At 48.3% G+C, this 12,241-nt stretch carries 10 protein-coding genes and 2 pseudogenes; 11 read left to right on the forward strand and 1 reads right to left on the reverse strand.

Annotated features, from left to right (window positions below; all coding sequences use genetic code 11):
* Nucleotides 1-365 precede the first annotated feature (365 nt).
* From GA003_00080 to asnS, 11 genes and pseudogenes are all read left to right on the forward strand, one after another.
* A complete protein-coding gene (locus GA003_00080; protein ID QXD28420.1) occupies nucleotides 366-758 on the forward strand; it encodes a DUF423 domain-containing protein in 393 nt (130 codons plus the stop codon).
* Nucleotides 745-2,160, forward strand: a complete 1,416-nt coding sequence (locus GA003_00085; protein ID QXD28421.1) for an HD domain-containing protein — start codon at nucleotides 745-747, stop codon at nucleotides 2,158-2,160. The genes GA003_00080 and GA003_00085 overlap by 14 nt, the downstream gene beginning before the upstream one ends.
* A 107-nt stretch (nucleotides 2,161-2,267) precedes the next feature.
* Nucleotides 2,268-3,195 (forward strand): annotated as a pseudogene (gene tal / locus GA003_00090) (transaldolase).
* Between the two features lie 106 nt (nucleotides 3,196-3,301).
* Complete coding sequence (locus GA003_00095; protein QXD28422.1) at nucleotides 3,302-4,522, forward strand: cysteine desulfurase; 1,221 nt, start codon at nucleotides 3,302-3,304, stop codon at nucleotides 4,520-4,522.
* Nucleotides 4,522-4,947, forward strand: coding sequence for an SUF system NifU family Fe-S cluster assembly protein (locus GA003_00100; protein QXD28423.1), 426 nt, complete (start codon nucleotides 4,522-4,524; stop codon nucleotides 4,945-4,947). The genes GA003_00095 and GA003_00100 overlap by 1 nt, the downstream gene beginning before the upstream one ends.
* Nucleotides 4,948-5,176: 229 nt before the next feature.
* On the forward strand, nucleotides 5,177-5,968 hold the full coding sequence (gene panB / locus GA003_00105; protein ID QXD28424.1) for a 3-methyl-2-oxobutanoate hydroxymethyltransferase: 792 nt from the start codon (nucleotides 5,177-5,179) through the stop codon (nucleotides 5,966-5,968).
* The gene (panC, locus tag GA003_00110) at nucleotides 5,965-6,741 is read left to right on the forward strand and encodes a pantoate--beta-alanine ligase (GenBank protein ID QXD28425.1); all 777 of its coding nucleotides are present in this window, start codon (nucleotides 5,965-5,967) and stop codon (nucleotides 6,739-6,741) included. The genes panB and panC overlap by 4 nt, the downstream gene beginning before the upstream one ends.
* Entirely contained in the window at nucleotides 6,716-7,981 is a 1,266-nt protein-coding gene (gene coaBC / locus GA003_00115) for a bifunctional phosphopantothenoylcysteine decarboxylase/phosphopantothenate--cysteine ligase CoaBC (GenBank protein QXD28426.1), read from the forward strand. The genes panC and coaBC overlap by 26 nt, the downstream gene beginning before the upstream one ends.
* Nucleotides 7,965-8,735 carry a type III pantothenate kinase gene (locus GA003_00120; GenBank protein ID QXD28427.1) on the forward strand — a complete coding sequence of 257 codons (771 nt, stop codon included), beginning with the start codon at nucleotides 7,965-7,967 and terminating at the stop codon, nucleotides 8,733-8,735. Before coaBC ends, GA003_00120 begins: the two co-directional genes overlap by 17 nt.
* Before the next feature lie 70 nt (nucleotides 8,736-8,805).
* Nucleotides 8,806-9,204, forward strand: coding sequence for an aspartate 1-decarboxylase (locus tag GA003_00125; protein QXD28428.1), 399 nt, complete (start codon nucleotides 8,806-8,808; stop codon nucleotides 9,202-9,204).
* Between the two features lie 254 nt (nucleotides 9,205-9,458).
* Nucleotides 9,459-10,856: an asparagine--tRNA ligase gene (asnS, locus tag GA003_00130; GenBank protein ID QXD28429.1), complete on the forward strand. Its 1,398-nt coding sequence runs from the start codon at nucleotides 9,459-9,461 to the stop codon at nucleotides 10,854-10,856.
* 102 nt (nucleotides 10,857-10,958) lie between these two features.
* On the opposite strand, the pseudogene GA003_00135 reads toward asnS, so the two are convergent.
* Nucleotides 10,959-11,978, reverse strand: a pseudogene (locus GA003_00135) (hypothetical protein).
* Nucleotides 11,979-12,241 lie beyond the last annotated feature (263 nt).

The following is a 12,241-nucleotide window of genomic DNA, read 5'->3' on the forward strand; positions in this document are numbered from 1 at the left end:
TTGATTCCCAACGATTAGAAAAGGAGTACAGAAAACAGTGAATTGGTTTTAGTGAGAAACATTTGTTTCGTTTTGCGTCAAGCAATTAGCAGTTATGATGCCAAGAAATCCCAAGAGGTGAAAAGGCATGAAATTGGCCGATATGTGTACATTTTCAGCCGCGTGGTGATCGGATGTGAGCAGTTTTGTAAGTTTTGAGCAGAGCTTGTTGTTGTCTAACGATAAAATTTCTTCCAATGACCGAAGTCGGTTTGCCAATTAAAAGGCACCGGGTTGTGTTCTTTTGAAATGGGGCAACAATAGTGTTTGTAAAGGAGATGGGCTTTTTTACAAATTCTTTAAATCAATTCTACAAGCTCTCACATATGTTAAAATTCGCTGCAGTTGCTGGTGTTTTCGGGTTTCTTGGGGTGCTTTTGGGTGCCTTTGGCGCTCATGGTCTGGAAAAACGGCTTTCAACCAATGGGCATATAGATACCTGGGAAACCGCTACTCTCTACCTGTTTGTGCATGCGTTGGCTTTATTGGCCACTGCAAGCCTAGGGAATGCAGGTAAGGTAAAAGGACTTCCTAAGGTGGCCATGTTTTGGATTGCTGGAGTGATCCTTTTCTCCGGGTCCCTATATGTACTTGCTCTGACAAACGTGTCCAAATTGGGGATGATTACTCCTTTTGGTGGCCTGTGCTTCCTTATTGGTTGGGCCCTTCTTGTCTGGAATATATATAGTACTTGGAAAACCACTAGTGAAATTACCTAAATCTGAGCATTTCCCAGTCCCCGAGGAACTGATTCCTGTTTTAGATGCAGTGGCTTCGCGGGGAACTCCTCAAATCGCCGGCGGAGCGGTGAGGGACTGGCTTCTTGGCGAGAGTAGCAAAGACCTGGATATCGAGGTTTTTGGATGTGCTTGGGACGAGCTGGTCTCAACCCTTATGCCATTTGGGAAAGTTGATTTGGTTGGAAAGAGCTTTGGAGTGGCTAAGTTTACTAAGTCTGGGTGGGAAGTTGATTTTTCTCTGCCTCGCTCAGAAGTTAAAACTGCCTGCGGACACAAGGGATTCGACGTAGTCCCAGATCCTAATTTGGATCCCGAGCGAGCGGCCCTAAGAAGGGATTTTACGATCAATGCGATTTCCTATGATTGGAAAGCAAAGAAGATGGTCGATCCATTGGGCGGAGTGGAAGATTTAAAAAACCGGCGGCTTAAACACTCCAGCGACGCATTCATTGAGGATCCCTTGCGAGTACTAAGAGGATTTCAGTTTTGTGCTCGGTTTGAATTGCAGCCAGCCGATGAAACAATCGATTTGTGCCGAAGTATTAAATCCAGTTTTGCGGAACTACCCATCGAGCGTGTTTGGATTGAGTGGGAGAAATGGGCCACTCGATCCCGGAAACCCTCTTTGGGGTTAGCATTTCTCCAGGCTTCTGGCTGGCTCGATCACTTTCCAGAAATAGCCGCTTTGATTGATTGCCCTCAGGATCCAGCCTGGCATCCGGAAGGGAATGTGTTTGTGCATACCTGTCATTGTTTAGATGCGCTGACAGAGTTGCAGGTGTTTCAGCAGTCCGATCGTTTGGAGCGATTAACTTTGATGTTTGCCGTTTTGGCCCATGACTTTGGTAAGCCTGAGACAACGGAAAAGAAGCTGAAAGGGGATGTTGAGCGTTGGGTCAGTCCTCGCCACGATCAGGCGGGAATACCCTTGGCGGAAAAGTTTCTTCTTTCGATTGGTTCTCCGCATTCCTTTATCCCTCATGTTCAGTCGTTGGTTGGAAACCATATGGCTTCCGTTCAGATTAGGAAGCGCCCCAGTCTTCCGCAAGTGAGGCGATTGGCCCGGCGAGTTCAACCAGCTAGTCTAGAGCAATTATTCACGGTTATCAGGTCCGACATAGCGGGTCGCCCACCTTTGCCAACTAGCCCAAGTGAGGGATTAATGTGGTTGGAGGAAGTTGCTCACGAGGAATCGCTTCATGTGGATCCCCCTACACCGATTGTCCTAGGTCGTCACCTTATCAGCCGTGGGTTAGAACCCGGGGAGCATTTTAAGGGGATTCTGGATGCGTTGTTTGAGCGGCAGTTGGATGGACAATTTAAGACACTGGAAGACGCAGAGCCCCACATTACAGAAGTTTGTAACGGTCAATTGACATAGTCGCGATTGGCTTTGCCATGGCTTTTCATTGAGTTTCGAATTCAGATTCAATCATCAACATTATCATGTCTACAGAAGCATAAAATTCCCTCGAGCAGCTTAAACAGATGACCAAGGTCGTCGCAGATACCGGAGATTTCGGTCTGATCCATCAATATGAACCGCTGGATGCCACGACCAATCCGAGCCTGATTTTTAAGGCCTTACAGCAAGAAGAATACGCGGCCTTGTTAGACCAGGCAGTTGAAGAGCTGGAAGGGCATGATGGTTCACTGACCGAGAAATTGGGACTGATCATCGATCGTGTCCTGATCTTATTTGGATTGGAAATTCTTAAACTCATACCTGGCCGCGTCTCTACTGAAGTAGATGCCCCGTTTGTCGTTTGATGCAGATGCTACGGTCGCCCGTGCGCGGAAGCTGATTGCTGATTATGCAGCTGAAGGTATAGACCGGGAGCGTATTCTCATTAAGATCGCCACTACTTGGGAAGGCATTCAAGCAGCTCGTGTTCTTCAGCAAGAAGGCATCAATTGTAATATGACACTTCTTTTTTCGCTTCCTCAGGCCGTTGGTTGTGCGGAAGCAAATGCCAAACTCATTTCACCTTTCGTTGGGCGAATTATGGATTGGTATAAAGCCAAGACCGGAGAAACCTACACCGGCGAAAACGACCCTGACGTACAGTCAGTTAAAGAAATCTACAACTATTATAAAAAGTTTAATTACGAGACAGAAGTGATGGGGGCATCCTTTCGAAATATCGATGAGATCCTAGAACTTGCCGGTTGTGATCTATTGTCGATTAGTCCTGGGTTGTTGAGTGAGCTTCAAGAGTCCGAAGCAGCGGTTACTCGTAAGCTGGACGCAGAATCCGCCGGGGATGCCAAAATTGAAAAGCTCGACCTCAATGAAAGCACATTCCGCTACCTTTTAAATGAGGATGCCATGGCGACCGAGAAGCTGGCCAACGGAATTCGCTTATTCGCCGCTGACATTGTGAAACTCGAGTCGATTATTGCCGCAAAACTCTAAACATGCGCTTGCCGGCTGGAAATAAGTCGGCCTACAGAAAAATTTGTGCGGAATCTTTCACAATTGAGGTTGAAACGAGACTCGTTCTCATTAACTTGCACCTCCTATGTCATTTGATGTCACCAAAATTCGGGAAGAATTCCCCATATTATCCACCCACGTAGGGAAGAAACCCCTGGTGTATCTGGACAACGCCGCTACGACCCAAAAGCCGCAAGAGGTCATTGATGTTCTGGATAGCTATTACACTGAAACCAACGCGAACATTCATCGTGGGGTTCACCATTTGGCCGAAAAGGCAACCGAGGCCTACGAGCAGGCCAGGCGGGAGGTAGCTCAGTTCATTCATGCGGCCACAGAAGATGAGGTTATATTTGTCCGTGGAACGACAGAAGGTATCAATTTAATCGCCAACAGTTTTGGCAATCAGTTCATCCAGGCAGGAGATGAGATAATTATTTCCACAATGGAGCACCACGCGAACATTGTACCGTGGCAATTGTTCTGTGAAGCTCGGGGAGCTGTACTAAAAGTGATCGCTGTCTCCGATGCCGGAGAATTAGAGATGGACTCCTACGAATCACTACTTTCAGAACGCACCAAACTGGTCTCAGTTGTGCATGCCTCCAATTCACTAGGTACGATTAATCCTGTTAAGAGCATTATCGAGAAAGCACATGCTGTGGGAGCGAAAGTGCTGCTGGATGGAGCCCAAGCTGTCGGACACTTCTCCGTAGACGTTCAGGATCTTGATTGCGACTTCTACGTTTTCTCCGGGCACAAATTGTTTAGTGCTACCGGTATTGGGGTGGTTTATGGAAAGTATGACCTACTCGATTCAATGCCTCCCTACCAGGGTGGAGGAGATATGATCAGCCGTGTGAGTTTTGAAGGTACCACTTACAAAGCACCTCCTGGCAGATTTGAAGCCGGTACGCCGCACATCAGTGGGGCCATTGCCTTGGCCGCTTCCATCCGCTACCTGGAAAAACAGGATCGGTCTGCTCTACTGGACTACGAGCATGAGTTACTCGAGTATGCAACGGAGTCATTGTCCGAGATTGAAGGGCTTAAAATTATTGGAGCAGCTGAAAACAAAGTGAGTTTAGTTTCCTTCACCATGGAGGGCACTCATCCTCACGATGTTGCAACGGTTCTGGATGCCGATGGCATTGCTATTCGGGCGGGTCACCATTGTACCCAGCCTCTTCTGCAGCGTTTCGGTGTCCCCGCGACGGCTCGCGCCTCCTTTGCCTTCTATAATACCCGTGAAGAGATTGATAAGCTGGTCCAGGCTTTGACCAAGATACAGGTCTTGTTTGCCTGATGTCTGACCTGACTCAGTTGTATCAAGACATCATACTCGGTCACAATAAGCGTCCGAGAAACTACGGCACATTAGAAGATTTCTCGGGGAAGGCCGAAAAGAATAATCCCCTATGTGGCGATGAAGTAACGGTGTATTGGAAAGCAGTAGATAATCAAATTTCAGACCTCCGCTTTACCGCACAAGGTTGTGCTATTTCCCGGGCTTCAGCCTCCATCATGACGGAGCTGCTCTCTGGAAAATCAAAGAAGGAATCGGTAGCTATATTTGATGCATTCCGAGCTTTGTTAGAAGAGGAAAGCGGAGCGTCCACAGAAGTGGTAGAATTAGGTGACTTGAAGGCTCTGTCGGGAGTTCGGCAGTATCCGAGTCGCATCAAATGCGCATTTCTACCCTGGCAGGCACTGCTGGAAGAATGGGCGTGATTGAAAATTCAACCGTCCGAAAATGTCTCTTTTTCGGTTGAAAAATTGAGGACTTTGGTCGACCTTCATCCCCCTTATTGGGCGCGAACTAGCTCGCGACCCGCTTACAATAACATCAATTTTTAAAAAAGAGGACTTGATCTATGAGACAGGTACCTAGGCTGGAGACTCAGTTTCCACTGGTCACCGCATGTGCTTTGGTAGCAGATGCGGCGGAAAGGAGCAGGCTATGAAGAGCGTGCTCGAATTTCAAAAAAAGCAAGCGTCAGGAGATCCTATCTCCATGGTTACTTGCTACGATACGTGGTCTGCCCGCATTATTAACGATTCTGAGATCGATTGTATCTTGGTGGGTGATAGTGCCTCCATGGTGATGCATGGTCACCCCAGCACCGTGCATGCGGATGTTGATATGATGACTGCCCATGTGAGGGCGGTGGCAAAAGGAGCCCCTGATAAGTTCATTATTGGTGACATTCCTTTCCTCGCGCACCGCAAAGGTATTCAGCCATTGATGGAAACGGTGGATAGGCTTATGAAAGCTGGGGCTCATTCTGTGAAGCTTGAGGGGGCACAGGGGCATCTCGATGAGCTGTCTCATATCGTTCAATCAGGGGTGCCCGTCATGGGGCATTTGGGACTTACCCCTCAGTCGGTACATCAGCTCGGTGGATTCAAGGTCCAAGGCAAAGGTGAGGAAACGGCACGTGCGATCATGGAGGATGCTGTGGCATTAGAAAAGGCCGGTTGTTTCTCGATGGTTCTGGAATGTATTCCAGCTCCCTTGGCTAAAAAAATTACAGATGCCTTAACTACTCCGACTATTGGGATCGGTTCTGGTCCGGATACCTCGGGGCAGGTGTTAGTTCTGCATGATCTGTTAGGAATGGACCCTAGTTTCCAACCGAAGTTTGTAAGGCGTTATCTCGATGGCTATGGACTCATCAAGAATGCCATCGATCAATTTGATGAGGATGTGAAGTCCAAGTCTTTCCCAGTAAAGAAGGAGAGCTTTGTATGAACGCATTGATTGAAACCCTGGAAAGTTGGATCGACTATCGGGACGACGTAACTGGGGCCGGTCTCACAATAGGATTTGTACCAACCATGGGAGCCCTCCATGAAGGGCACTTGGAGCTCATCCGAAAGGCGCGGCAGGAGACCGATTGTGTGGTCCTCAGTGTCTTTCTTAATCCTACTCAGTTTAATGATCCCAAAGATTACGAGCAGTACCCAAAAACCTTGGGCAGAGATCGCGAGCTGGCAGTTGAAGCGGGTGCCGATGCGGTGCTCGCACCATCCAAGGACGTTTTGTATCCTGATGGATACAATTACAAGATCTGTGAATCTCATCTTTCCAGCTTCATGGAGGGGGAACATCGTCCCGGTCATTTCGACGGAGTGTTAACCATCGTTATGAAGCTATTCAATTTGGTGAAGCCTGACCGGGCTTACTTTGGCGAAAAAGACTTCCAGCAGCTCAAATTGATTGAAGGAATGGTCGAGGCATTTTTCTTGAAAACAAAAGTGGTTGCCGTCCCCACTGTGCGAGAATCGGATGGCTTGGCCATGAGCTCACGCAATTCCCTCCTGACTGAGGAAGGTCGCAAGCGGGCTCCTGTGTTTCATCAAAATCTCACTGGGCAGAAAACGGCCGAGGAAGCTCGTGAGGCTCTTACAAAAGAGGGCATCAATGTAGAGTATGTTGAAGACTACGAGGATCGCCGCCTCGGAGCGGTTGTAATCGATAACGTTCGCCTTATAGACAATGTCGCCATCAAAAATTCTATTTAAACTGACGGGTTCCATTGCCTGTTACAAAGCCTGCAACCTCATATCCAAGTGGGTGCAGGAAGGCCACGAAGTTCAGGTCGTTGCTTCACAGGCAGCTCTCAAGTTTGTCGGGGCTTCTACCTTTGAGGGGCTGACTGGTAAGCCCGTATTTCACGATCTCTATGAAGATGGGAAACAGATGGCTCATATCAACTTGGTGAAGTGGGCCGACCTCACTGTACTTTGTCCAGCTACAGCCAATACAGTCAACACACTGGCCCAAGGCTTGGGCGACGATCTGTTGAGTAGCCTGTTTTTAGCACACGATTTTAAAAAGCCATACTTTATAGCACCTGCTATGAACACCGCCATGTATCGACATCCTGCTACTCAGGCTTCGTTGCAAAAGCTGGAAGCGTGGGGTATCAACATTCTCCCAACCGGTGAAGGACGGCTTGCTTGTGGAGATATCGGGGAAGGCAAGCTGCTTGAGCCAGAGCTCATTGCTAAGTACGTAGACCATGCCTTGGCTAGGCCTGCTGAGACATCCAAGCGCAAACTACGGTTCTTGATCACTTCCGGAGGCACTGAAGAACCCATCGATGGCGTGCGTTCAATTTCCAACTTCTCCAGCGGTAGGACCGGTTCCGAATTTGCAGACTACCTTTACTCGCAAGGCCATGATGTGAGCCTCCTGCGTGCTGAGCGTGCAATGTCCGCAACGGAACTTGTTTCAGAGACCACGTTTAAGTCCTTCCATGATTTGGACCACGGGCTGCAGGAGTTGTTGTCCTCCCAGCATTACGATTGTGTTATCCATTTGGCAGCGGTCAGTGATTACACGGTAGATCATTTGTTGATCAATGGAGAGAAGGTTGATCCAGGAACGGACACCAAGTTTAATTCCGATGAAAACATCACTTTGAACCTCGCCCGCAATTACAAGATTGTGGACCGCATTCATCGCTACAGTAAAAATGCAAACGTACTGCTGGTGGCGTTCAAGTTGACGAATCATGCGACTGAAGTGGAACGCGAGAAAGCAGTGCTTCATTTGCTCGAGCACTCATTGGCTGACATTGTGGTCCAGAACGATTTGACCGAGGTTAATCCTGAGAAGGGGCAGCACCGAGCAGCCATTTATTCAGGCAACCGACTGGATAAACACGTGGATACTAAAAACGACCTGATTCAATCAGTACTTCAATTAGTAACCCAATCTATACAAGAGAAGGAGAAGACCGATGCTGCTTTGTCTTGATATTGGAAATACGACCGTTCATGGCGGTACGTTTGAGGGAGACGAATTGATCGTTCACTTCCGCAAAACGTCGGAGATCAAAAACTCCTCTGATGAGATTGGGCTCTTCTTGCGCTCTGTCCTTCGTGAAAACGGAATTGAGCCTGATAAAGTGTCGGGCATCGCGCTATGTTCTGTGGTACCGTCTTTACTACACTCGATCCGCAATGCCTGTTATAAGTATTTCGAGTTAGAACCCTTTATCCTCCAGGCCGGAGCCAAGACCGGCTTAAAAATAAAATACCGGAACCCCTTGGAAGTGGGTGCCGACCGGATTGCGACCGCCATTGCGGCGACTCATTTCAATCCCGACAAAAATGTCATTGTCGTTGATTTCGGAACGGCGACGACATTTTGTGCGATCAACGCGAAGAAGGAATACCTCGGCGGTGCTATCCTCCCGGGGATTGCTGTTTCAATGGAAGCCTTGGAAGAGCGAACCGCGAAACTACCGCTGGTTGAAATCATCAAACCTGAGGCCGCGATCGGGCGATCCACGGTGGAGAGTATTCAAGCGGGGCTATTTTATTCGCAAGTCGGCACGGTTCGTGAGCTCGCGGACCAGTTTGCCAAAGGGTTTTCTTCGGGGGAAGAACCCGTGCTTCTCGGTACTGGGGGTTATGCTCGTCTGTTTCAGTCCGAAAACTTGTTTGATCACATTTACCCCAATCTTGTGCTAAACGGGCTCTATTTAGCCTATTACATGAACCAATAAACCCGAATGTTTCTAACATGACCTTATTTGCATTTTTGAAGGCGGTTGAAACCATTGGGCCAATTTCCTTATGAACATCACCTTATTAAAAGCGAAAATCCACCGTGCCACTGTTACTGGGGCTGACCTCGATTACGAAGGGTCCATATCCGTCGACCGCGCCCTACTCAAAGCAGCGAACTTGCGCGAGTTTGAGCGAGTGGATATCTATAACTGTAGCAACGGCGAACGATTTTCCACCTACATTATTTTAGGAGAGCCGGGCGAAGTAGCCTTGAATGGTGCAGCCGCGCGGAAAGTATTGCCCGGCGACGAGGTGATCATTGCTGCTTACGCCCAGATGAGTGAAGAGGAAGCAGAATCCTTCGATCCCACGGTCGTCCTGGTCCACAAAGACAACAGCATCAAATCGATTAAACAAAAAGCGATTGAAGAGGTAACTCAGCAGATTCAAAACATCCAGATGTGATGAAGAGCAAGGAGCTAGTTGAAATCTAGTGAGGGAACGTAGATTGCTACGTGACCAAGCGGATTTCGGCTTGGAACGAAGCTATTCGCGCATGTGGATGTTAGCCTTCAAATGGGTATCCTTAGCCACATCACTTCATTTGCAGTTGGGAATCCAATTTTTCTTTATAAAACCGACTCTTTTGAAGGCGGTTGGAATGTTTGAGTTGATTGGTTCGAATGCATAGCCACAGTTGGGGAAGAAACAATTTCCCAATGTCCTCAGATTCCACTCCACGTACTTTAGTCAAACACGCCTTAGCGAGCGACTCCGCTCTTGATTCCATCCTGATTCAGGGTTGGGTGCGAACGAAGCGTGGTTCAAAAGCATTTTCCTTCCTTGAGATCAACGATGGCTCCTGCCTCAAAAACTTGCAGGTCATTGTAGATGCCTCGCTGCCCGATTATTCAAATGTAGAGAGGGCAACCACTGGCGCGTCCGTAAGCATTACCGGTAAATTGGTGGAGTCACAAGGGAAGGGCCAAAGCTGGGAAGTCGTAGCCGAAACCTTCACGGTGGTGGGTGAATCAGAAGCTGACTATCCTTTGCAGAAGAAAGGACACTCTTTGGAATTCCTCCGGGAGGTTGCTCACTTGCGTCCACGATCTAATCTGTTTGGCAGTGTATTCCGGGTTCGTAGTCGGGTCGCCTATGCCATCCACAACTTTTTCCAGGAGCGGGAATTTATTTATGTGCATACACCAATCATCACCGCCAGCGATTGTGAAGGGGCGGGGGAGATGTTTCGGGTATCGACCTTAGACTTGGACGACCTGCCACGAGAAGAGGGCGAGGTTGATTTCTCAAAAGATTTTTTCGGGCGTCCTACTTACCTGACTGTGAGCGGTCAGCTTGAAGGTGAAGTCTTCGCGACTGCGCTATCCAACATCTATACATTTGGGCCAACCTTCCGTGCCGAAAATTCGAATACAAGTCGACATGCCAACGAATTTTGGATGATCGAACCCGAAGTCGCGTTTTGTGATTTGGCAGGCGATATGGACTTGGCCGAAGACTTCGTCAAACACCTGGTTAGAGACACGCTGGAACATTGTTCCGAAGAGCTGGAGTTCTTCAATCGCTTTGTCGACAAGGGACTGATCGAGCGCCTGAAGTTTATCGCAGAGCGACCCTTTGTTCGCGTCAGTTATACCGAAGCGGTGGAGCTTCTTGAAAAGAGCGGCAAGAAATTTGAATACCCGGTTGAGTACGGAGCGAACTTACAGTCCGAGCACGAACGCTACCTGACTGAGGAACACTTTCAATGCCCGGTCACGGTCTACAACTACCCGAAAGAAATTAAGCCCTTTTACATGCGTCTCAACGACGATGATAAGACCGTTGCAGCTATGGATGTCCTGGTGCCCGGGATCGGTGAAATCGTGGGCGGAAGCCAGCGAGAAGAACGTCTCGAATTACTCGATGCCAACTTCGAAGCTCACGGAATTTCTAAAGAAGACTATTGGTGGTTCCGAGACCTGCGTCGCTACGGTTCCGTTCCTCACAGCGGCTTCGGCTTAGGTTTCGAGCGCATGCTCATGCTTGTCACCGGTGTAGGAAATATCCGCGACGTGATTCCCTTTGCCCGAACTCCGGGGAATGCGGAGTTTTAAATGAGATACCCTACGAAATCACTCCCACTGATCCTCGGACGGAGCGGTAAAGTGATTATAGATCGGTTGTTGGGAACTGCGTAGGGCATGAGCCAGTCGGTGTAGGTTGACGGACACAATTTCACCCATGGATTCGCAGGCTTCAAAAGGAGAGTGTTTGTAAAACTCAGCAAGCGATGTCCGTAGCTGTTTCACTTTATTCGGTGTCGACAGTTCGGTAGCTCGCATACAAGCCAGGAGATTTTCGAAGCGATGGTGGCCTAGTTGCATGCGTCGGTAGATATGCGTTTGTTCCTCACGTTGGTATTGGAGTGAGGTCGCAATATTGAGGTGCTTGGTGCAGAAGAATACGAGTTCGTTGTTTTCTTTAAAGAATTGAGGACGATAAAAGTTGAGGCGACCGTTGTAGCATTGTTGATCGAAGTCCATCGGGCGGATCTTCAGCTGGATGTCTTCGAAGTCGGGCGTGATATCGACAATGAAGTTGTAGGCCCGCATATCGCCCAGCAGACGTATGAAGCAACGCTCATTAAACTTCACCAACTCCTTGGCGATCCGCACAGATTTAAGTCTCTTGCTGTTGAGCCATTTGTAGATGAACATGTCCCCAGGAATTCCGACGATATGTTCTTCAGCCAGCGTGTTGTGAAAGGTGAAGTAGTGCATGCGATTGGGTGAGAGCAAGTGCTCTAGCTCCAACCCAAATATACGCGATGCGTCCGCCTTCTTTATATAGTAGTAATCCTGATTGTCATTGTGTGAATTCACAATTCGGATACGGAATGGATTCGAATTCCCAAAGGTACAGAAATCAATCCGATCCACGTAGAGGTGATCCATGAAGCTCAAATCACCATCGGTCTTCAGCATGGCGTAGATTTTTTTCAGACCTTGGGAAAAGTGCTTCATCTTCTCAGGTGCATAAACGACTGTGAGCCATAAAGTGTCTTCACCTTCTTTGTCATACAGCGGCATCGCCTCATCCCAATGAAGGAGTTGTGAATACCGTACTGGCAACTCCATGTCCCGATTGAAACGGGCCAAATATTCCCTCAGCTCATCACCGATTGGGTAGGAGGGCTTTTTGTCTGTCGCACGACGCTGTGGGCTAAGTTTACTCATTGTCAGTTTCAAAAGAAGCCTGCTTTCTGCTGAATGGCAAACTGCAATGAGGAGAATCATTCATTCTAGATCTTTTGAAATATGGGGGATTTTCGTCTAATTCTTTTCGCTCGTTAGGAGTTAGAAAAGGTATCCACTACCAGGGTACGTGGGGGAAATCCCTCAGAGGGTGATAGGTGTCTGTAACATAGCTGTAACATTGTATTTGACCGGAAATGGGGCAATTATCCCCATTTTACGGGATTTTAGCCAAGATTTGGCTT

This window comes from Opitutia bacterium ISCC 52, assembly GCA_014529675.2.
In the GTDB taxonomy this organism is placed as follows: domain Bacteria; phylum Verrucomicrobiota; class Verrucomicrobiia; order Opitutales; family UBA2995; genus UBA2995.

What these genes read in the sequence shown, in the direction of transcription:
- GA003_00080 (QXD28420.1), top strand. Translation starts at nt 366, where the DNA reads ATGTTAAAATTCGCTGCAGTTGCTGGTGTTTTCGGGTTTCTTGGGGTG.
- GA003_00095 (QXD28422.1), top strand. Translation starts at nt 3,302, where the DNA reads ATGTCATTTGATGTCACCAAAATTCGGGAAGAATTCCCCATATTATCC.
- GA003_00100 (QXD28423.1), top strand. Translation starts at nt 4,522, where the DNA reads ATGTCTGACCTGACTCAGTTGTATCAAGACATCATACTCGGTCACAAT.
- panB (QXD28424.1), top strand. Translation starts at nt 5,177, where the DNA reads ATGAAGAGCGTGCTCGAATTTCAAAAAAAGCAAGCGTCAGGAGATCCT.
- panC (QXD28425.1), top strand. Translation starts at nt 5,965, where the DNA reads ATGAACGCATTGATTGAAACCCTGGAAAGTTGGATCGACTATCGGGAC.
- coaBC (QXD28426.1), top strand. Translation starts at nt 6,716, where the DNA reads ATGTCGCCATCAAAAATTCTATTTAAACTGACGGGTTCCATTGCCTGT.
- GA003_00120 (QXD28427.1), top strand. Translation starts at nt 7,965, where the DNA reads ATGCTGCTTTGTCTTGATATTGGAAATACGACCGTTCATGGCGGTACG.
- GA003_00125 (QXD28428.1), top strand. Translation starts at nt 8,806, where the DNA reads ATGAACATCACCTTATTAAAAGCGAAAATCCACCGTGCCACTGTTACT.
- asnS (QXD28429.1), top strand. Translation starts at nt 9,459, where the DNA reads ATGTCCTCAGATTCCACTCCACGTACTTTAGTCAAACACGCCTTAGCG.